The following is a 19,359-nucleotide window of genomic DNA, read 5'->3' on the forward strand; positions in this document are numbered from 1 at the left end:
CTCAGCCCACCGCTGCCGCCTGCCGCACCGACAGCCAGACAACGCCGTTCTCGACCTTGGCCGGATGTGTATGCGTGCAACCCTCGTCGGGCGCGACCGCCTGCCCGCTCGCCAGCTCGATGACGAAGTTGTGCAGCGGACAGGTCACCCGTTTGTTGTGCACGATGCCCTGCGACAGCGGCCCACCCTTGTGCGGGCAGCGGTCGTCGAGCGCGAACACCTCGTCGCTCTCGGTGCGGAACACCGCGATGTTGCCATGGGGCGTGCGGACCACCCGCGAACCGAGACGCGGAATGTCGGTAAGCGCGCCGATTTCAATCCAGCTGATCATGCGAGCTCCAGTTCGGCAATCGGGGCGAACTCATTGCGGTCGACGCCCTGGCTGGCGCGTTCCGCCCAAGGATCGCTCTGCGAGAACTGCTGCGAATAGGCAAAGCGGGCAAACAGCGCCTTGCGGTTGGTGACGTCGTCGACCACCCGCTTCCTGATCTGCTCGAGACCGACGCGGTCGCACCATTTGTACATCCGCTCGAGATACCAGCCCTCCTCGCGGTACAGCTGGGTCAGCGCCACGATCACTTCGAGCGCCTCGTCCTCGGTCTCGACCTTGGTCAGGAACTCGGTGCCCTTGATGTGCAGTCCGGCGGCACCGGCGAAATGGATCTCGTAGCCGGAATCGACGCAGACCACGCCGACGTCCTTGCAGGTCGCCTCCGCGCAATTGCGCGGACAGCCGGAGACGCCGAGCTTGACCTTGGCCGGCGTCCAGGAGCCCCACATGAACTTCTCGAGCTTGACGCCGAGACCGGTGGAATCCTGGGTGCCGAAGCGGCACCATTCGGAGCCGACGCAGGTCTTCACCGTGCGCAGCCCCTTGGCGTAGGCGTGGCCCGACACCATGCCGGCGTCGTTGAGATCGGCCCACACCGCCGGGAGGTCTTCCTTCTTGACGCCGAGCAGGTCGATGCGCTGGCCGCCGGTGACCTTCACCGTCGGGATGTTGAACTTCTCGGCGACGTCGGCGATGGCGCGCAGCTCGCTCGGCGTGGTGACGCCGCCCCACATCCGCGGCACCACCGAATAGGTGCCGTCCTTCTGGATGTTGGCGTGGACGCGCTCGTTGATGAAGCGCGACTGCTGGTCGTCGCGATACTCGCCGGGCCAGGTCGCGAGCAGATAATAGTTCAGCGCCGGGCGGCAGGAATGGCAGCCGTTCTGCGTCTTCCACTCCATGAAGCGCATGACCGCCGGAATGGTCTTGAGCTGCTGCTCGACGATGACGCGGCGAACGTCGTCATGGCTGTGATCGGTGCATTTGCACAGCGGCTTGACCTTCGGCGCCGCCGAATAGTCGCCGCCAAGCGTGAAGGCGAGCACCTGCTCGACCAGACCGGTGCAGGAGCCGCAGGACGACGACGCCTTGGTATGGGCGCGGACGTCGTCGAGCGTGAACAGCTTCTTCTCGCTGATTGCCTTGACGATCGCGCCCTTGCAGACGCCGTTGCAGCCGCAAATCTCGGTCTCGTCGCTCATCGCGGCGACCGAGCTCTGGCCGCTGACGCCGCCGTCGCCCAGATTGGCGGCGCCGAACACCAGGCGCTCGCGCATATGCGAGACGTCGGTGCCATCGCGCAGATGCTGGAAGTACCAGGGACCGTCGATGGTGTCGCCATAGAGCACGGCGCCGACGATCTTCTTGTCCTTCAGGATGATGCGCTTGTAGACGCCGCGATTGGCGTCCTGCAGCACGATCTCCTCCTTGTCCGGCCCCGGCGCGAAGTCGCCGGCGGAGAACAGGTCGATGCCGGTGACCTTCAGCTTGGTCGAGGTGACCGAGCCGTCATAGGTGGCAAAGCCCTTCATCGCGAGGTGGTTGGCGCAGACCTTGGCCTGGTCGAACAGCGGCGCGACCAGACCGTAGGTCTGGCGGCGGTGCTGCACGCATTCGCCGACCGCGTAGATGCGGCCGTCATAGGTCTGCATGGTGTCGGAGACCACAATGCCGCGTTCGCAATAGAGCCCGGCCTTCTTCGCGAGCTCGAAGCTCGGACGGATGCCGACCGCCATCACGACGAGATCGGCCGGCAGCTCGGTGCCGTCGCCGAAGCGCACGCCGGTGACGCGGTCCTCGCCCAGGATCGCCTGGGTCTGCGCCGGCATCTTGAACACCATGCCGCGCTCTTCCAGCGACTTGCGCAACAGACCGCCGGCCACCGGATCAAGCTGGCGCTCCATCAGGGTGTCGAGCAGATGCACGACCGTGACGTTCATGCCGCGCTTCATCAGGCCGTTGGCGGCTTCGAGGCCCAGCAGGCCGCCGCCGATCACGACCGCGTTGCGATAGTCGGTCGAGGCCTTGATCATGCGATCGACGTCGTAGATGTCGCGGAAGCCGATCACGCCCGGGAGCTCCTTGCCGGGCAGCGGCAACATGATCGGATTCGATCCGGTCGCGATCAGCAGGCGGTCGTAAGGCACGCGCGCGCCGGCCTCGGTGACGACCTCGCAGGTGCGGCGGTCGATCATGGTGACCGTCTCGCCCTTGCGCAGCGTGATGTTGTTGTCCTCGTACCAATCGACGGTGTTGAGCATGATGTCGTCAACGGTCTTCTCGCCGGCGAGCACCGGCGAGAGCAGGATGCGGTTGTAATTGCCGTACGGCTCGGAGCCGAACACGGTGATGTCGTAGAGATCGGGCGCGCGTTCGAGCAGCGCCTCCACCGTGCGGATGCCGGCCATGCCGTTGCCGATCACCACGAGCTTTTGCTTGGTCACTTTGTCGAGCATGGTCTGCCTTTCAATTCCGACGATGCTGCTCAGCGACGCGGCGCGCGTCGTTGATGGACACCGATAAAGGTTTGGAGTTGTAGGAAGCCCAGCCGCGGGCGCAGACCGTCTTCGATGACGACCGATGTTCCGTTATCGACTGATATTCAAGACGCGTGCCAACTTCCCGTCGGGGAATTTTGAAGCAAAATCAAGGATTTCCAGACCAACCCCGAATCACCAGCCGGCGCTTGAGGTGGATTTTTCGGCCACATTTTTAGCCACGCCGATGATCTCTTGTGCAGCACAGCATCGCGCGCACCGCGCGTTATCATGCGCGCGGCATTGACACGCCCTTGCAAGCAAGCACGCGCGCCGCTCAAAAAAGCACCAGCCTGCGCGTTTGCGCGGCGGCATGTGCTGTCAGCGGCAGCACGCGGAGCCTTCACACGCGATCGCCGACACAGCGGCAACGCCTTGCGATCGCTGACGAAGCGTCCGCATGCGATTCGATGGCACGGTTATTGCTGAACATTCGTCAATCAGGTGCGCCTCAACGACGAGCGCGCTCACCTTTTCATCCATATCATGACTGTTTGCGCCGGAACTGACCGCGAGAATGCGGCTGCTCCGGCCGCATCATTGCGAGGTCGTTGCCAATGAAGTTCGCTGAATTCAAGAAGGCAGGTCACTGGCCGACGCTGCTCGCCGCATTCCTGTACTTCGACATCAGTTTCATGGCGTGGGTCGCGCTCGGCCCGCTGATCGTCTACATCGCGCGCGACATGAATCTGGCGGTGAACGAGAAGTTCACCCTGGTCGCCATTCCCGTGCTCGCCGGCGCGCTGTTGCGCGTGCCGATGGGCATTCTCGCCGACGTCATCGGCGCCAAGCGCACCGGCATCATCGCCCAGCTCGTCGTGATCGCCGCGACCGTGTCGGTTTGGCAGTTCGGACTGCACAGCAAGTTCGCGATCGAGCTGTTTGGCCTGGCGCTCGGCGTCGGCGGCGCCTCGTTCGCCGTGGCGCTGCCGCAGGCCAGCCGCTGGTATCCGCCGCAATATCAGGGCGTCGTGATGGGGATTGCCGGCGCCGGCAATATGGGCGTCGTGCTCGACACGCTGCTCGCGCCCACGATCGCCGAGCATTGGGGCTGGCAGGCCGTGTTCGGCTGCCTGCTGCTTCCGATGCTGATGGTGCTGGCCTATTACATCATGGCGGCCAAGGACGCGCCGGGTGAACGCAAGCCGATCTCGCTGAAGGCCTATGGCGCGCTGCTGAAGGATTCCGACAGCCGCTGGTTCATGTTCTTCTACTTCATCACCTTCGGCGGCTTCGTCGGCCTCGCCAACGCGCTGCCGCTTTATTTCACCGTACAGTATCATGTCTCCGGCGTTGCCGCGGGCATGCTGGTGGCGCTGATCGTCGCGTTCGGCTCGGGATTTCGTCCGGTCGGCGGCATGATCGCTGACCGCATCGGCGGCATCCGTTCGCTGTCGATCCTGTTCGGGGTCGTGGTCGCGGCCTATCTCGTGATCGCGTTCATGCCGGAGGGGCCGACCGCGCCGACGCAAGCCGGCTGGTCGCTGACCGAGCTGCCGCGCATCGCCTGGACCTCGGTCCTGCTGTTCTCGATCGGCGTGCTGGCGCTCGGCATGGGCAACGGCGCGGTGTTCCAGCTGATCCCGCTGCGCTTCCGGCACGAGATCGGCCTGATGACTGGGCTCGTCGGCTGCGCCGGCGGCGTCGGCGGCTTCTTCCTGGCGCAAACGCTCGGCACCGCCAAGGGCATGACGGGCAGCTTCGGCGCAGGCTTCCTGTTCTTCGGCGTGCTGGCGTTGCTTGGCTTCATCGGACTTGCCATGGTCAAGGTCCGCTGGCGCACCACCTGGGGCGCGGCGTCGGGAGCGCGCGTCTGACCGCCCGCCCCGCAAGGTGACGGGGCACGGACGTGGCGAACGGCTCGCAACGGGAATTGGGAGTGCGGCTCGGCTTCGCCAGCGAGATCGGCAAGCGCGCCGCCAATGAGGATTATGTCGCGGCGTGCTTCGGCACGCCGGGCACGCTGCACCGCGACGTCGTCGCGGCCGTCGCCGACGGCGTCGGTGGCCACAAGGGCGGACGCGAGGCCGCGGAGGTTGCCGTCCGCAGCTTCATCGACGCCTATTATTGCCTGCCCGAGACGCTCGGCGTCCGCCGCCGCGCCGCGCGGGCGCTCGAAGCCACCAATAGCTGGATCTACGGTCAGGGGCGGGTCGATGCCGCGCGCAGCGGCATGGCGTGTGCGTTCTCCTCCGTCATCCTGTCGCGGCGGCAGTGCCATGTGATCCATATCGGCGACACCCGCGTCTACCGCCTGAGCGATGGACGCCTGGAGCGGCTGACGCAGGATCATATCGCCGGCCGCGGCGATCTCGCGCACCTGCTCAACCGCGCCATCGGGTTCGAGGAGTTCGCCCGCTTCGACTACACCTCCGTCGGGCTGCGGCAACATGACCGCCTTCTGATCTGCAGCGACGGGGTGCACGGCGCGCTCGGCGATTCCCGCCTGCTGCATTTGCTGGAGGAGCGCACGCCGCCGGAGGAATCGGCAGGCGCCATTGTCGAGGCCGCACTCGCGGCCGGCAGCAGCGACAACACCACTGCGCTGGTGCTCGACGTCGTCGACCTGCCGCCGGCGGATCGTGACGAGCTCACCCACTCGATCGCAACGCTGCCGATCGGCGATCTGCCGGAAAGCGGCGACATCGTCGACGATTTCGCGCTCGGCGACGTGCTGTCCGACGGACGCTACAGCCGCCTGTTCAGGGCGGTCGACAAGCGCGTCGGCCGCGAGGTCGTGCTGAAATTTCCGCATCCGCGGGTCGCCAGCGAGGGCTCCTATCGCCTCGCCTTCGTCCGCGAGGCGTGGGTCGCCGCGCGGGTGCGTAGCCTGTGGATCGGCGAGATCATCGAGGTGCCCGTGGAACGGCGGACCAGGCTTTATTCGGCGATGCCGCTCTATGACGGCGAGACGCTGGAGCAGCGGCTCAATCGCGCGCCGCGGCTCTCGCTGACCGAAGGGATCGGGATTGCCACCAAGCTGGTGCGCGCGGTGACGGCGCTGCATCGCGCCGGCATCATCCATCGCGACATCAAGCCGGACAATGTGATCCTGCTGAAGGACGGCGGGCTGCGGCTGGTCGACCTCGGGGTCGCACGGGTGCCGCTGCTGGAGGATTTTCCGGCCGAGGACATTCCAGGCACCGCGAGCTACATGGCGCCCGAGCTGTTCGGCGGCAGGGCGGGCGATGAGGCGTCCGACCTGTTCGCGCTCGGCGTCACCGTCTACCGGATGTTCACCGCGAATTATCCGTTCGGCGAGATCGAGCCGTTCTCGCGGCCGCGCTTCGGCAAGCCGGCGCCTCTGTCGCGCTACCGGCCCGATTTGCCGGCCTGGCTCGATGCCGTGATCGGCAAGGCGCTCAGCGTCGAGCCGGCACAGCGCTTCGGCGACGCCATCGAGTTCGCGCACGAGCTGGAGAACGGCGCGACCTGGGCCGGCCCCGCCGTCACGACCCGGAAATCGCTGCACGACCGCGATCCCGTGACATTCTGGAAAGTGCTGTGCGCGATCCTGGCCGTGATCGTCGTGGTGCTGCTGGCGCGGCACTAATCCGCGCCAGGACCGGGCGATCAAGCAACCAGCAACGCCGCCGCCTGCGCGAGCGTAACCGCTTCGTCACCAAGCACCAGCGCGATGGCGTCGCGTTCCCATGCGTCGTCCGCCGGCGCCAGCGGGTTTTTCGCGGTCAGGCGATGCTCGAGCACGAAGCGCGAAAGTAACAGCCGCCTTGCATCGACCTGCGCCTGGCAGCCTTCCCACGCCAGAACGATCGCCGACGCGGCATGGTAGAGCGCGCTGGCCGCAAGCCGCGCCGCATGCTCCGCCGTGCGATCGGCCGCCACCTGCTCGGCAAAGCCGATCGCGCGGTCGAGCGCTGTGCGGAGGCGGTTGCGGAACGGCTCCGGCAAGGCCTTCGCCTCGTCAAGCCGCGCATGCAGGGCCGCGGCCAGCGCCCGCTGCGCGCCGCTCTTGCCGACGGCGCGCGAGATGATGTCGAGCGCGTTGATGTTGCTGGTGCCTTCCCAGAGCACGCCGACATGGGCGTCGCGCACCAGCCGCGGCTGCACCCATTCCTCGATGTAGCCGTTGCCGCCGCGCACCTCCATCGCGCCGGTTGAGACCGGAATGTTGTCGCGGCAGGCGCGGTACTTCAAGAGCGGCGTCAGGATGCGCAGCAGGTCCCTCGCCTGCGCCGAACCGGCATTGGCATCGTCCATCGCGCGCGCGGCCACCAGCATCATCGACAGCGCCTGCTCGGTCGGCACGATCAGCTTCATCAGTTGCCGTCGCAGCAGCGGGAAATCAATCGCGCGCCGGCCGAACGCCACCCGCGAGGAGGCGCTGACTTTGGCCTCGTTGACGCAACGCCGCATCATGGCCGCAGCGCGCACGCCGTGCGACAGGCGCGAGAGGTTGACCTGCTCCATCATCTGCTTGAGGCCCTGCGTCGGATCGCCGACGAGATAAGCGACCGCGTTGTCGAGCCGGATCTCGCCTGACGCCATCGATTTGGTGCCGAGCTTGTCCTTGAGGCGCACGATCCGGTAGCTGTTGCGCCGTCCGTCCTTCAGGCGGCGCGGCAGCGCGAACAGCGCCAGACCCCTGGTGCCACCGGGCGCGCCTTCCGGCCGCGCCAGCATCAGCGCGACGTCGGCATCGGCGTGGGAGCAGAACCATTTGTCGCCGGTCAGACGCCAGACATCGCCATCGCGGCGCGCAACGGTCTCGACCGCACCGACGTCGGAGCCGCCGGCGCGCTCGGTCATGAACTGCGTGCCCTTCCACAAGGTTGCCATGTCGTCGGACAGCATCTTCGGCAGCAGATAGGCCTTGAGCTCGTCGGAACCGAATTTGCGGATCAGGTGCGTCGAGGTGTCGGTGACGCTGATAGGGCACATCAGCCCGAACTCGGACTGCACGAACAGATACTGAAACACGTACTTGGCAACTGCCGGCAGCGGCCGGTCCATGCCGAGCACACCGGCGCGATGGCTCATGGCGTGAAATTGGAAATCGCCGAAGGCGATCGCCTCCATCTCGCGATACGCTGGGTGATAGTCGATCCAGTCCTCGTCGCGGCCGTAAGCGTCCCGCGGATTGAGCGCCGGGCCGTGCTTGTCGGCGATCCGCGCCAGCTGGTCGAGCCTGCCTCCCGCCAGCTCGCCAAGGCGGTGGAAATGCGGCTCCAGTTTCTCGCGCTCCTCGCGCGACAGATACAAATTGAGCAGGCCGCGCAGTCCGCGATCGAGATCGTAGAAGTTGAGGCCTGCGCAATCATGCGAGATGTGGCGGGCCGGATCGGCTGGATCGGCGGCACCGTCGGGGCTGCGAAGGTCGCGCGCGCTCATCTGCATCGGGGCTCTCCTTGGCTAGGGATGGCGTCACACCAGCCTTGCCGGTGTGTGGGATGTCATCCCCGGTCTGTCTGCAACATCGAGAACCGTGGTTGCGATGTCCACCTCCGGACCCCCATGCGAGAATAATTTCAGATACGTGGAGGAAATGCCGTCCGCTCGTGGATCGCATGCCAGGTCGATGCTGCACCGCGCACTATTGACCTCAGCCGGTTTCGCTGCACATTCGACAGCAGAAGGCGACGCCAAGGATGTTGCGGCGCACCAAGTTGGCGCTGCGCAAGGACACGAGCGGCAGCAGATGATGGGAGCGCGCTCCGACACCCAGCCCCCGTCGCGGCGGGGCCGCAGGCGCATCGTCGCCGAGCGGGTGCGCGCGCAACTCGACGATCCGGCGGCGACGGTGATCGAGGCCAACCGGCATGACGAATTGTTTCGCGCCGCCGACGGCAGCGCGGATCCGTCCGTCGTCAAGTCGGCGCACCGCGTGCTCCGCATCTTCGAATATTTTGCCGAGATCGAGCGGCCGGCGGCGATGACCGAGATCGCGCGGCGGCTGAACTACCCGCCGTCGAGCACGTCGGCGCTGCTGAAGAGCCTCGTCGAGCTCGGCTATCTCGACCATGACCGGCAGGCACGCACCTACCGGCCGACGGTCCGCATCGCCCTGCTCGGCGGCTGGCTGAAGAGCGAGAAGCTGCCGGGCGTCACGCTCGATGCCATCACGCGCGAACTGCACGAGGCGACGCGGCTGACGACCTTCGTGGCGGCGCGCAACCAGCTCTACAGCCAGTACATCCGCGTGCTGCAGGGTACGACGCCGGTGCGCTATTATCTCGAGCCCGGTGCACGGCGGCTGTTGACCCATTCGACCCCGGGCCGGGTGTTTCTCAGCCTGATGAACGACGAGGATGCGCGGCGGATCGTGCAGCGGATCAACGCCGAGGAAGCGCCGTCATCTCCGGTCCGCTTTCCGGATATCCAGCATGCGCTGGCGACAATCCGCCGCCAGGGCTTTGCTTATACCCGCGACATGGGCACGCCCGGCCTCAGCGCAATCGCGATGCGGTTGACCGATACCGACCGGACGCCCCCGCTTGTCATCACGGTCGCCGGCCCGAGCGCGATCGTCTCCGCGGACGCCAGGGCGATCATCGGCAAGATGCGCGAGCTGGTCGAGCGGCAGTCGCCCGGCCTGCTGCCGCAGATCGACGTCGACGCGCTACCGATCGAGACCTGATCTTCGTCATGCCCGGCACAAGGCCGGCCATGACAACGAGAACCTTCTACGACCCGGCGCGGCGGATCGTGATCCGGGTCTCGTCGGTCATGTCCTTCAACTCCTTGTTCGGCTCGCGATAGAGGTGACGCTCGATCACGACCGTCCGGCCATCGGTGGTCTTGCTGCAGGTCTCGTCGACGAAGACGCCACCGACCTCCTGCTTTCCACCGGCCGGCTGCGCGTTCGAGCAGGTCCAGCCGTCTTCGCCATAGCGCGACCTCGCCTGCAGGCCGAGGAGGAAGGCCTTCTTGCGCAGATAGAGCCGCGCCTTCGGATCGGTCTCGATCGTCAGCGCCGCGATCTTGGCGTCCTGATCGATCATGACGGTCAGGATCGCCGGATGGCCGGCGACCATGGTGCCTTCCCGCGCGGTCTCGCGATCATACTCGAAGCGGATGCCGCGCAGCTGGTCCGGCCCGGCCGGGCAATTCGGCCACTGCGCCCATTCAGCCAATCTGTGCGTGGTCTTCTCCCCGGCGCACGTCAGGTTGATGTATCCGGCGTCGGGAACGCTGCTGATCGCCATTCCGACATTGATGTCGCGCAGGTCGCCCGCGGTCGCCATCGCCGGCACGGCTGCGGTGACGGTGGCGGCGAAGACGAGGCCACGGATTGCCGATCGTTGCTTGCTCATGGCTTTGCCTTCTCGCTCTGGTCGGACGGCGCGGCGGCGTGGCCGGCGTCCTTGTAGACGTTGCAGACGCGCGAGCCATCGCCGAAGAAGGTGATGCATTCGTCATAGCTCGGCTCGCCCTTGCCCTTGACGTGCGCGAGCACGTAGTCGGCGACGGCCTCGATCTCGTTCGGCCGCAGGAACACATTCGCCTCGGGCGGTATGCGGTCCGCGACGTCCTGCCGGGTCATCTCGTAGCATTTTGTGGTGTCGTAGGAGCCGCGCACGAAGAACGGCATGCCCGTGCCTGGCCGCCCGCACGTCACGGTCTCGATGATCTGCTCGCGCGTCAGCTCGGTCTTGCGCAGCGACAGCGCGTCGCCGCCATAGCCGCCGCCGCCATTGCCGTGCCATTTGTGGCAGCCGATGCAATTGCCGCGCTTGAACACCGCCTTGCCGGCATCGGTCGGATCGCTCGCCGACTGCGCATGCGCCGTACCGATAAATCCCATCACCAGCGCGCAGCCGAGCCACGCGCCAACCAACCATCCTTGCTTCATTTGTTTTGTTTCTCTGGATCAAAAGTGACGCGGGAGGCCTCTCACCGAAGCCTCCCGCGCGTGCGACGTCAAAGGGCGAACACGTAGAGCATCGAGCCCGGCTGCATCCGCTTCAGCTCGGGCGTGGCATCGATGAACCACTTGTCCCAGGCACCGCCGAGGCCGACCAGGATCGCGACATACTGCTTGCCGTCCACCGAGAACGTCATCGGGGGCGCGTTGACGCCACCGCCGGTGTTGAACTCCCAGAGCTTCTGCAGCGACTTCGCATCATAGGCGATCACCTCGCCGGACGGCTGTCCGGAGAACACCAGGTCGGGCGTCGCCAGGATGCCGCCGAGGTTCGGGAATTCCGTCTCCGCCTTCCCCGCCATCTTGCCAGTGGTGACGTCGATCGCGGTCACGCTGCCCGTGATCTTGAACGGCTGGCTCGGCCCGCCGCCGGTGAAGAACTCGCGCGCCTTCACCTTGTCCGGCGTCATCTCCTCGACCTTGATCCGGTTGCAGCTCTCGATCACCGGGATGTACCAGAGCTTCAGGTTCGGATTATACGCGGTCGGCGGCCAGTTCTTGCCGCCCATGTTGCCGGGGCAGATGTCCGTTTCCTTGTTGGTGCGGCTCGGCGTGACCGACGCGTTATACTTCTGCACGCCCTGCTTCGGATCATACTCCACCGGCTTGCCGGACTCCGGATCGAGACCCTTGGTCCAGGTCACCTTCTTGACGAAGGGCAGACCCCAGACGAACTTGCCGCTGTTGCGGTCGATCGCATAGGCAAAGCCGTTGCGGTCGGCCTCGAGCGCGAGCTTCAGCGTCGTGTTGTTCGGACCGGGTACGTCGACCAGCACGTTCTCCGCCACGCTGTCATAGTCGTAGGGATCGTTCGGCGTGTGCTGGTAGTGCCACTTGATCTTGCCGGTGTCGGCATCGAGACCAAGCGAAGAGTCGGTGTAGAGGTTGTCGCCGGGCCGGTATTCATTATCCCAGTCCGGTCCGGGATTGCCGACGCCCCAGACGATGGTGTTGGTCGAGGGGTCGAAGCTGCCGGTGACCCAGGTCGATCCGCCGCCGCTCGCCTTGGCGTTCTTGTCGTCCTTCCAGGTCTCGTGACCCGGCTCGTCCTTGCCCGGGATAGTGTGGGTGCGCCAGACTTCCTTCTGGCTCTTCAGGTCGGTCGCAGCGAGCCAACCGCGAATGCCGTATTCGGCGCCGGCCACGCCCGTGATCGCCATTCCCTTGACGATCAGAGGCGCACCGGTGATGACCTCACCCTTGTCGGGATCGGCGACCTGACGCTGCCAGGCAACCTGCCCGGTCTCCTTGTTGGTCGCGATCAGGCGGCCATCGAGCGTGTGCGAGACGACGAGGTTATCCCACAGCGCGACGCCGCGATTGTCGACGCCGCAGCAGGCGACCGCGCCGGCCCAGTCGTGGTCGGTCTTGGGATCCATCTTCCAGACCAGCACGCCTTTGCCGCCGTGGGCATCGATCTTGTAGACCGAACCCCAGCCGTCGGTGACGTACATGAATCCGTTCTCGACGATCGGAGTTCCCTCCAGGCCGCCATGCGACCAGATTCCGCCGCCCTCGACGCCGCCGAGATGCATGGTCCAGGCGACCTTCAGGTTCTTGACGTTGTCCTTGTTGATATCCGCCAGCGACGAGAAGCGGGTCGCCGAGTAGTTCTTGTGGTGGTGCAGCCAGTTGCCGGCTTCCTTGTCGGCATTGAGCAGACGCTCCTGGTTGACATCGTCGGCGAGCGCGAAAGAGCCCGCGAGGGTCGCAGCGGATGCTACTGCCGCCGCGAGCATGTGCGATTTAACCCAATTCAACCTTGTCATAGATTCATTTCCTCCGGATCTAGCATTCTTCATTGATCGAACCGCCCGTCACATACGGGCGATCGCGCGAGAAGCCTTGAGTCCCGACAGGTGACAGTCTCACCCGCCGCCTTCCCGTGGTCACTTCTGGACCAGCACCTCCGTCTCGATTGTGCCTGCCTTCTGAAAGACGATCGCGCATTTGAACGTCTCGCCGGGCGTGAGCACCTGGCGCAGCTGCAGCAGCATGACGTGATAGCCGTCGCGCTTCAGCTCGAGCGTCCCCTTGGCCGGGACTGGTATATTGGATATCGAGCGCATCGCCGGCGCGCCTTCGCCGCGATCGACGATGTGACGCTCGGAAAAATTCGCGACCGGGCAGCGGACACGGAGCAGCGCATCGGCGCTGTCGGCCTCGTTCTTGATCGTCATCGTCAAGGGAAGGTCCCCACCTTCTTTGTCGGCCGCCGGTACGCGCGCGTCCACAATCTGCAAGGATTCGCTAGCGGCGGCGCGATGCATCACTCCGAACGTGCTGATCAGGCAGAATAATGGCAACGCGATCCATGATCTGCACTTAACGGTCCTGCACGCAACGGCGCAATGCAACCCCCGCTCGAACGACATCGAGTTTTCTCCCAACATGATTTTTACGGTACTGTTTCATGCTTCGTCGCGCGCTGCCAGCAATAGATCGAGAACGCTGCATCAATGCGATTTCGGCACGCATAGCCGTCATGCTAGTTCTTTGTGCATGAGTGATCTCGATACACTTCCGCCTGTGCAGCGCGAAGCGGCGCATGCCGCACTGCGTGAAGTGATCGGCACGGCAACGATCGACGCCGTTACATCTGTCTCGGGCGGCGCCACATCCGCGCAATTGTTCCGGATCGATGCGGGCGGCTGGAATTATTTGCTACGGATCGAAGGGGTACCGAGCCCGCTGCGCAATCCGTATCAATATGTTTCGCTCAGGATTGCCGCCGAGGCCGGCATCGCGCCGCGACTCTATTATGCCAACGAGACGTCGCGAGTCGCGGTGATGGATTTCGTGCAGCGGCAGCCGCTCGGCCGCTATCCCGGCGGCCTGCCGGTGCTGGCGAAGGCGCTCGGCGAATTGCTGGCGCGGCTACAGGCGACGCCGACCTTTCCGTCCTTCGTGCGCTATCCCGACATCGTGGCCCGGCTCTGGGCCCATGTTGGCCGCACCGGCCTGTTCGCACCCGGCGTGCTCGACCTGTGTAACGAACATCTCGAACGCATCCGCGTGGCCTATGTGTGGGATGACACGAACTCGGTCTCGAGCCACAACGACCCGCTTCCCGCCAACATCCTGTTCGATGGCGTCAGGCTCTGGATGATCGACTGGGAGTCCGCCTACCGCACCGATCCACTGGTCGATCTCGCTGTTGTCGGCGACAGCCTCGCGCGAACGCCGGAACTGCAAGACATTCTGCATCGTGCCTGGCGCGGCCATCCGCTGAACGACGCGCTGCGCGCCCGGCTCGCGCACGTCCGCGCCCTCACCCGTCTCTATTACGCCGGCGTGCTGCTCAGCGCATCCGCCACCGCCCCGCGCACCGCACCCGACACGAGCCTTGCGGCGCCGACGCTGGCCGAGCTCGCAGAGGCCACAAGTGCCGGCCGGATCAAGGTCGGCACCCCCGCGGCCAAACATGTGCTTGGCAAGATGTTCCTCACCTCGTTCCTGACTGACGTCGCGACGCCCGGCTTCGATCTTTCGGTTTGACGCCCGGTCACGTATCTCAATCCGGCGGATTGAAGGTCCGCGCGAAGAACACCGGGGCCTTGGACCTCTTCAACCGGTAGAGCTGCGCCGGCCGGTTCGGCCCCTTGCGCATCTTCGCAACCGGCTCGATCAGGTCGGCGGCGAGCATGCGGGTGCGGAACGCGCTCTTCTCCAGCGGGCGATCAAGCACGATCTCAAAGGTCCGCTGCAATTCCGGCAGCGTGAATTCCGGCGGCATCAGATAGACCGGCAGCGAGGTGTACTCGACCTTGCTGCGCAGCCGCTGGATCGCGGCCTGCAGGATCTCAGCATGGTCGAAGGCAAGCTTCGGCCTCACCTTCTCGCCCTCGACCGCGAACCACTGCGCATCCGCGGCCAGCGCGCCGCCCGCGGCGTGCTCGCCCAGCAATGCGAAATAGGCGTGCGTCGCAGACCAGCCGCGCGGATCCCGCGTGGCACTGCCCCAGCTGCCGAGCTGCTCCAGATACGGACTGACGACGCCGGTCTTGTCCTTCAGCTTGCGCGCCGCGCAGGCTTCGAGGTCGCGATCGCCGGCGATATCGACGAAGCCGCCCGGCAACGCCCAAGACCCTGGGAACGGCTCGGTTTCCGCTCTTGGGCGTTGAACCAAGAGGACCTGAAGCGCGTCTGACCGGATGGCGAAGATGACGACGTCGACCGTCGTCAGCGGCCTCGGAAAGTCGAGATCCGGCTTCTCGGGCATGCTCTCCCGCTCCTCTAGAGCTTCTTGTCTTGACGCGTTTTCTTCACGCGAACCGGTATCCACTTCGCTCGAAAACGCTCTGGTGGCGTGAACCCTTTCGCGCCCCGGCTTGACAATAACATACTTAGTTGTACAGTCCAACTAATTTAGTTGTTCAGACCAACTTATATGGGAGTGCACGCCATGTTCGGTCTCCGCTTCATCAAGGCCCAGCCGACCACCTACCTCATGAAATTCCGCCGCGGCGCGGTGACCCAGCAAGGCGCCGGCCTGTCCGGCTTCTATTATGGGCCGGTCACCTCGCTGGTCGCGGTCCCGATCGGCAGCCGCGACGCGGCCTTCATCTTCCAGCAGATCGCCCGCGACTTTCAGGCGTTGACCATTCAGGGCCATGTCACCTACCGGATCAGCGAGCCGCAGAAGGCAGCTGCGATGCTCAACTTCACCCTCAGGCCGACGGCAAGACCTACGAGTCCGACGACCCGGAGAAGCTGCCGCAGCGGATCCTCGCCACCGTCGAGGTGCTGGCGCAGCAGGCGGTCAAAGAGCTGACCTTGAAGGAGGCCCTGCAGGCCGCCGACCGCATCGCCGGCCTGATCGAGACAGGATTGCGCGGCCGCGCCGATATCGCTTCGCTTGGCCTGGAAATCCTCGGCGTCTCGATCCGCGGCGTGAAGCCGACGCCGGATACCGCCAAGGCGCTGGAGGCCGAGGCGCGCGAAGCGATCCTCAAGAGCGCGGACGAGGCGATCTTCGCGCGGCGCAATTTTGCCGTGGAACAGGAACGCGCCATCCGCGAGAGCGAGCTCGACACCGAGATCGCGGTCGAGCAGAAGAAGCGCTCGATCCGGGAGACCCAGATGGACGCCGAGGCGAGCGTCGCCGCCAAGCAGGCCGAGCTGCGCGAGGCCGGCATGGTCGCCGACATCACGCTGGAGAGCAAGCGCAAGGATTTTGTCGGCCTCAACGCCGAGAACACCCGCACGCTGGCGGATGCCGAGGCCTACCGCGTGGGGGCGCTGATGAAGATCTTCGAGGGCGTCGACACCCGCGTGATCCAGGCGCTGGCCTCAGCCGGCATGCAGCCGGGACAGCTGATCGCGCAGGCCTTCAGCGGCATCGCCGAAAAGGCCGAGAAGATTGGCCAGCTCAACGTCTCGCCCGATCTGCTCAACTCGCTGCTGGAGAAGCCCGCCGCTGTGGAGGTTGCCCGTGCCCGCCGACAATGACCGCAAGATCGTCCTCGTCACCCGCAAGACGCGGCTCGAGGAACTGATCGCAAAATACCTGACCGCTGCGCAGGCCCGCTTTTATGTCGAGCATCTCGGTGCCGACTTCTCCGACTACCAGCGCGAGCACGATATCTACCAGGCCGAGCGCCACGTCACCGTGCAGGCGCTGGAGCAATGGGGACGCTACCAGATCATCGACCGGAGCTTTCTGCCGAACTTCATCTTCGGCCCCGCCGACATCGTGGTGGCGCTCGGCCAGGACGGCGTGGTCGCCAACACGATGAAATATCTCGACGGCCATCCCCTGATCGGGCTCAACCCCGATGCGAAACGCTATGACGGCATCCTGCTGCCCTTCGTGCCACGCGATCTCCCTGCCCTGCTGCGCGAGGTCGCAGCCGACAGACGCGGCCACAAGGCGGTGACCATGGCCAGGGCCGAGCTCACCAACGGCCAGGTGCTCTACGCCGTCAACGACCTCTTCATCGGCGCGCGCACTCATACGTCAGCCGTCTACGAGATCGCGCTCGCCGGGCAGAAGGAACGGCAGTCGTCGAGCGGCCTGATCGTCGCGACCGGCCTCGGCTCGACCGCCTGGTTCAAGAGCATCGTCACCGGCTCGCTTGCGATCGCGGGCGCCTTCGGCAATGGCGGCAGCGCCCCGCCCTATCTGCCGCAAGCGTGGGACGCCGGCGCGCTGCGCTTTGCGGTGCGCGAGCCGTTTCCGAGCCGCACCTCGCAGGTCACGCTGGTCTGCGGCAGCCTCGAGCGCGCCGAACGCCTCAGCCTGCGCTCGCTGATGCCCGAGAACGGCGTCATCTTCAGCGACGGCATCGAGACCGACCGGCTCGAGTTCAATTCGGGGACGGAAGCGCAGATCATGGTCGCCGAGCGCGAAGGTCGGCTGGTGGTGTGAGGCCGCCGGCGCTCGCGCGGCTGGTTCACTGCGGCACCGGGTGCAATTTCGCGAGCTGATCAATCGACAGTGTGGCCTCGCGCTCCGTCAGCGGAAAGCGCACAATGATGTCCTGGCGGCCAAGCTGCCCCCACAGCCCGTCCGACGACCATTTCTGCGGCTCAGGCCCGCGCGGGCCATCGAGCCAAACGAAATACCATTCCGTCATCGCAATGCATCCAGACGCTATCCCTGGAAACTTGGGCCTTTGGCGATCAATCCGCAATGCCCAACCGCTGCCGCGTCCGTTCGGCTATTCGTAGGGCGTGCCGTCCTTGTGCAGGAAGCGGCCGTCGGAGCTCGGGCTCATCATGTCGATGTCGGAGCAGGTGATGACGTCGGCGCGCGAGCGCGAGCCGACCTCGAGATAGGTCGCCGTCATCTGCGAACGGTTGATCAGATGGTGTCCGTTGCCGGAGTTTTTCGGAAACGCCGTGCAATCGCCGGCGCGCAGCACGGTCTCGCCGCCGTCTTCCACCAGCACCACCTCGCCCGCTAGCACATAGACGAATTCGTCCTCGTCCGAGTGCCAATGGCGCTGGCTCGACCAGTTGCCCGGCGGCAACCGCATCAGATTGACGCCGAAGTCGGCGAGCCCGCCGGCGTCGCCAAGACGCTGCCGCACGCGCTCGGCGCATGGCGCGGCAAACTCGGCCGGGTAACCCGTCCCCTTGCGTTCCGGCACTTTTGTCAGGTCGATCTTCGGCATGGCTGTTTCCCGGGCGATAGCGGCACGCGAATGCGCGACCTTATGCGCGGATGCGCGCCGATCGCAACGCCCCGCCGAAACCGGGGCGCTTCAGCGCGCGCAGTTAGCCGCGGGCGACGAGATCCTTCGCCATCAGGATGTCGTCATAATAGCGACCGTCGATCTTCAGCGCGCGCTGCTCCAGCCCGTACTCGACAAAGCCCGCGCTGCGGTAGAGCCGATGGGCCTGCTCGTTGTCCTTCACCACCGCGATCAGCACCAGCTCGACCGTTTCAGCGGCAAGATCGAGCGCGGCATCGATCAGAACGCGGCCGACGCCGGCGCGCCGTGCCGCCGGCCGCACATACATGCCGACCAGTTCGCCCTTGTGCCGCTGCTTCGGCCCTACGCCAGCGACGAAGCCGACGCTGCCTGCGAGTTCGCCGCCGCGAAACGCCCCGAGTATCACCGCGCCGCGTTCCAGGCGCTCGGCGAACCAGCCGACGGGATGGACGCTCTCCGTCTCATACGCGCTGCCGAACGCCTCAGGGCTCAAGCGCAGCGCCTCGAGGCGGATGTCGCGGTAGAGGGCAGCGTCCTCAGGCAAGAGCCGACGAATCTCGATGGGCGGCACGTTCATTTCGAGTCCCTGCGATCGGGTGGATGTCTCACACCAGCGAATAGCAGGTTCCCGTCATTGCCGCGATATCGGCGCGAGCGATCCTGCCGCCGGGCAGAGGCCGCGGCGGATCAACTCACGATGTTGAGGTTGGCCGCCGTGACCGTGTCTACCGTCGCACCGTTCTACGCCAAGGATAGGGCGAGCGGCGTTCTCGGCTTCCTACTGTTCGCTAAGCCCTTCCGGAATTCACGTTGGCCAGATCGATGGCCAGAGCGCGGGCAGGTCAGCTCGATCTCGATCAGCCTTCTCTGGCTGAGCGACGCGTCGTTCGTAGTGAGCGGCCAGCTGCAACAGGCGCTTCCTGATGAACGGGTCAGCTTGCTCAGCAAGCGCCCGCACGGTCCGCGCCCTCTCTCTGCAAAAATCGTCGTCCATGGTGTCCCGCTGAAATCACAGCGGGATAGTGTCAGCTAAGCGTGTGACGGCATGTGAAATAGCTCACATTGCCTTGGCATTTTCCCTCAATTCGAGGTTATCAAACACCCGCCCCTGTCATCCAGCAACGAATGCGACGCCGAGCCATGCGCCTTTTCGCCAAACGACGTTGCACGAGTAAGTCTTGCTTGGCGGAACAATAAGCGTGAATTGGTCAGGAAGGGGTGACGGCGGATCATCCGCCTTCAGCGCCGCGCCGTTCTCTGTGATGTCGCCGACGACACAGCACAATGACATGTCGCCAAACCTGATTAACGCATTATCCAGCGATGGATTACGCACAGACTTTCGCCTGTCGGGAAAAGCAATCATTTCCGAGCCCATCAATAACTAATGCAAATTAGATCGATGCTGCGCGTGAAAGATTGCGTTTCTACTAACGATCGGGGTAC

At 65.2% G+C, this 19,359-nt stretch carries 18 protein-coding genes and 1 pseudogene; 7 read left to right on the forward strand and 12 right to left on the reverse strand.

Features of this window, described 5'->3' with window-relative positions; translation table 11 throughout:
• Position 1: 1 nt before the first annotated feature.
• Positions 2-331, reverse strand: coding sequence for a nitrite reductase small subunit NirD (gene nirD, locus V5279_RS27675; protein WP_175619308.1), 330 nt, complete (start codon positions 329-331; stop codon positions 2-4).
• Complete coding sequence (gene nirB / locus V5279_RS27680; RefSeq protein WP_338689936.1) at positions 328-2,787, reverse strand: nitrite reductase large subunit NirB; 2,460 nt, start codon at positions 2,785-2,787, stop codon at positions 328-330. The genes nirD and nirB overlap by 4 nt, the downstream gene beginning before the upstream one ends.
• A gap of 638 nt (positions 2,788-3,425) precedes the next feature.
• Between nirB and V5279_RS27685 the strand changes: the two genes are divergently transcribed.
• On the forward strand, positions 3,426-4,685 hold the full coding sequence (locus tag V5279_RS27685) for a nitrate/nitrite transporter (protein ID WP_338689938.1): 1,260 nt from the start codon (positions 3,426-3,428) through the stop codon (positions 4,683-4,685).
• 62 nt (positions 4,686-4,747) lie between these two features.
• Positions 4,748-6,421 carry a bifunctional protein-serine/threonine kinase/phosphatase gene (locus tag V5279_RS27690; protein ID WP_338689940.1) on the forward strand — a complete coding sequence of 558 codons (1,674 nt, stop codon included), beginning with the start codon at positions 4,748-4,750 and terminating at the stop codon, positions 6,419-6,421.
• A 20-nt stretch (positions 6,422-6,441) separates the two neighbouring features.
• Here V5279_RS27690 and V5279_RS27695 read toward each other — a convergent pair whose 3' ends face one another.
• The gene (locus tag V5279_RS27695; protein WP_338689942.1) at positions 6,442-8,226 is read right to left on the reverse strand and encodes an acyl-CoA dehydrogenase family protein; all 1,785 of its coding nucleotides are present in this window, start codon (positions 8,224-8,226) and stop codon (positions 6,442-6,444) included.
• Between the two features lie 301 nt (positions 8,227-8,527).
• Between V5279_RS27695 and V5279_RS27700 the strand changes: the two genes are divergently transcribed.
• Entirely contained in the window at positions 8,528-9,466 is a 939-nt protein-coding gene (locus tag V5279_RS27700) for an IclR family transcriptional regulator (RefSeq protein WP_338689944.1), read from the forward strand.
• Positions 9,467-9,512: 46 nt separating this feature from the next.
• Here the strand turns inward: V5279_RS27700 and V5279_RS27705 are convergent, their stop codons facing one another.
• The 4 genes from V5279_RS27705 to V5279_RS27720 all read right to left on the reverse strand — a co-directional run bounded on the left by V5279_RS27705 (position 9,513) and on the right by V5279_RS27720 (position 12,933).
• Positions 9,513-10,142: a hypothetical protein gene (locus V5279_RS27705; protein ID WP_338689946.1), complete on the reverse strand. Its 630-nt coding sequence runs from the start codon at positions 10,140-10,142 to the stop codon at positions 9,513-9,515.
• Positions 10,139-10,633 (reverse strand): c-type cytochrome, encoded by a 495-nt coding sequence (locus tag V5279_RS27710; protein ID WP_414645958.1) that lies wholly within the window; start codon positions 10,631-10,633, stop codon positions 10,139-10,141. The genes V5279_RS27705 and V5279_RS27710 overlap by 4 nt, the downstream gene beginning before the upstream one ends.
• 116 nt (positions 10,634-10,749) lie before the next feature.
• Positions 10,750-12,522 (reverse strand): PQQ-dependent dehydrogenase, methanol/ethanol family, encoded by a 1,773-nt coding sequence (locus V5279_RS27715; RefSeq protein ID WP_338689950.1) that lies wholly within the window; start codon positions 12,520-12,522, stop codon positions 10,750-10,752.
• A gap of 120 nt (positions 12,523-12,642) precedes the next feature.
• Complete coding sequence (locus tag V5279_RS27720) at positions 12,643-12,933, reverse strand: copper chaperone PCu(A)C (protein WP_338701407.1); 291 nt, start codon at positions 12,931-12,933, stop codon at positions 12,643-12,645.
• A 322-nt stretch (positions 12,934-13,255) separates the two neighbouring features.
• Here V5279_RS27720 and V5279_RS27725 point away from each other — a divergent pair, with 322 nt between their 5' ends.
• Positions 13,256-14,251 carry a phosphotransferase gene (locus tag V5279_RS27725; RefSeq protein WP_338689952.1) on the forward strand — a complete coding sequence of 332 codons (996 nt, stop codon included), beginning with the start codon at positions 13,256-13,258 and terminating at the stop codon, positions 14,249-14,251.
• 16 nt (positions 14,252-14,267) lie between these two features.
• Here V5279_RS27725 and V5279_RS27730 read toward each other — a convergent pair whose 3' ends face one another.
• Entirely contained in the window at positions 14,268-14,975 is a 708-nt protein-coding gene (locus V5279_RS27730) for an NUDIX hydrolase (RefSeq protein WP_338689954.1), read from the reverse strand.
• 183 nt (positions 14,976-15,158) lie between these two features.
• Between V5279_RS27730 and V5279_RS27735 the strand changes: the two are divergent.
• A pseudogene (locus tag V5279_RS27735) lies at positions 15,159-16,204 on the forward strand (SPFH domain-containing protein).
• Positions 16,188-17,123, forward strand: coding sequence for a sugar kinase (locus V5279_RS27740; RefSeq protein WP_338689956.1), 936 nt, complete (start codon positions 16,188-16,190; stop codon positions 17,121-17,123). Before V5279_RS27735 ends, V5279_RS27740 begins: the two are co-directional and overlap by 17 nt.
• Positions 17,124-17,148: 25 nt before the next feature.
• On the opposite strand, the gene V5279_RS27745 is transcribed toward V5279_RS27740, so the two are convergent.
• From V5279_RS27745 to V5279_RS27755, 3 genes are all read right to left on the reverse strand, one after another.
• Complete coding sequence (locus tag V5279_RS27745) at positions 17,149-17,331, reverse strand: hypothetical protein (RefSeq protein WP_035976650.1); 183 nt, start codon at positions 17,329-17,331, stop codon at positions 17,149-17,151.
• An 84-nt stretch (positions 17,332-17,415) separates the two neighbouring features.
• Positions 17,416-17,871 (reverse strand): cupin domain-containing protein, encoded by a 456-nt coding sequence (locus tag V5279_RS27750; protein WP_338689961.1) that lies wholly within the window; start codon positions 17,869-17,871, stop codon positions 17,416-17,418.
• Positions 17,872-17,974: 103 nt separating this feature from the next.
• Positions 17,975-18,490 (reverse strand): GNAT family N-acetyltransferase, encoded by a 516-nt coding sequence (locus V5279_RS27755; protein WP_338689963.1) that lies wholly within the window; start codon positions 18,488-18,490, stop codon positions 17,975-17,977.
• Between the two features lie 129 nt (positions 18,491-18,619).
• On the opposite strand from V5279_RS27755, the gene V5279_RS27760 reads away from it, so the two are divergent.
• Entirely contained in the window at positions 18,620-18,946 is a 327-nt protein-coding gene (locus V5279_RS27760) for a hypothetical protein (RefSeq protein ID WP_338689965.1), read from the forward strand.
• A 78-nt stretch (positions 18,947-19,024) separates the two neighbouring features.
• Here the strand turns inward: V5279_RS27760 and V5279_RS27765 are convergent, their stop codons facing one another.
• Complete coding sequence (locus V5279_RS27765; protein WP_166297442.1) at positions 19,025-19,279, reverse strand: PilZ domain-containing protein; 255 nt, start codon at positions 19,277-19,279, stop codon at positions 19,025-19,027.
• Between the last annotated feature and the right edge of the window lie 80 nt (positions 19,280-19,359).

It is taken from the genome of Bradyrhizobium sp. 26S5 (assembly GCF_036923295.1).
GTDB classification, from domain to species: Bacteria; Pseudomonadota; Alphaproteobacteria; order Rhizobiales; family Xanthobacteraceae; genus Bradyrhizobium; species Bradyrhizobium septentrionale.

Excerpts from the sequence above, each read along its gene's own strand:
- V5279_RS27715 (WP_338689950.1), bottom strand. The coding sequence starts at position 12,522 with ATGACAAGGTTGAATTGGGTTAAATCGCACATGCTCGCGGCGGCAGTA.
- V5279_RS27750 (WP_338689961.1), bottom strand. The coding sequence starts at position 17,871 with ATGCCGAAGATCGACCTGACAAAAGTGCCGGAACGCAAGGGGACGGGT.
- V5279_RS27730 (WP_338689954.1), bottom strand. The coding sequence starts at position 14,975 with ATGCCCGAGAAGCCGGATCTCGACTTTCCGAGGCCGCTGACGACGGTC.
- V5279_RS27695 (WP_338689942.1), bottom strand. The coding sequence starts at position 8,226 with ATGCAGATGAGCGCGCGCGACCTTCGCAGCCCCGACGGTGCCGCCGAT.
- V5279_RS27755 (WP_338689963.1), bottom strand. The coding sequence starts at position 18,490 with ATGAACGTGCCGCCCATCGAGATTCGTCGGCTCTTGCCTGAGGACGCT.
- nirB (WP_338689936.1), bottom strand. The coding sequence starts at position 2,787 with ATGCTCGACAAAGTGACCAAGCAAAAGCTCGTGGTGATCGGCAACGGC.
- V5279_RS27685 (WP_338689938.1), top strand. The coding sequence starts at position 3,426 with ATGAAGTTCGCTGAATTCAAGAAGGCAGGTCACTGGCCGACGCTGCTC.
- V5279_RS27725 (WP_338689952.1), top strand. The coding sequence starts at position 13,256 with ATGAGTGATCTCGATACACTTCCGCCTGTGCAGCGCGAAGCGGCGCAT.
- V5279_RS27745 (WP_035976650.1), bottom strand. The coding sequence starts at position 17,331 with ATGACGGAATGGTATTTCGTTTGGCTCGATGGCCCGCGCGGGCCTGAG.
- nirD (WP_175619308.1), bottom strand. The coding sequence starts at position 331 with ATGATCAGCTGGATTGAAATCGGCGCGCTTACCGACATTCCGCGTCTC.
- V5279_RS27705 (WP_338689946.1), bottom strand. The coding sequence starts at position 10,142 with ATGAGCAAGCAACGATCGGCAATCCGTGGCCTCGTCTTCGCCGCCACC.
- V5279_RS27700 (WP_338689944.1), top strand. The coding sequence starts at position 8,528 with ATGATGGGAGCGCGCTCCGACACCCAGCCCCCGTCGCGGCGGGGCCGC.
- V5279_RS27720 (WP_338701407.1), bottom strand. The coding sequence starts at position 12,933 with ATGACGATCAAGAACGAGGCCGACAGCGCCGATGCGCTGCTCCGTGTC.
- V5279_RS27710 (WP_414645958.1), bottom strand. The coding sequence starts at position 10,633 with ATGGGATTTATCGGTACGGCGCATGCGCAGTCGGCGAGCGATCCGACC.
- V5279_RS27765 (WP_166297442.1), bottom strand. The coding sequence starts at position 19,279 with ATGATTGCTTTTCCCGACAGGCGAAAGTCTGTGCGTAATCCATCGCTG.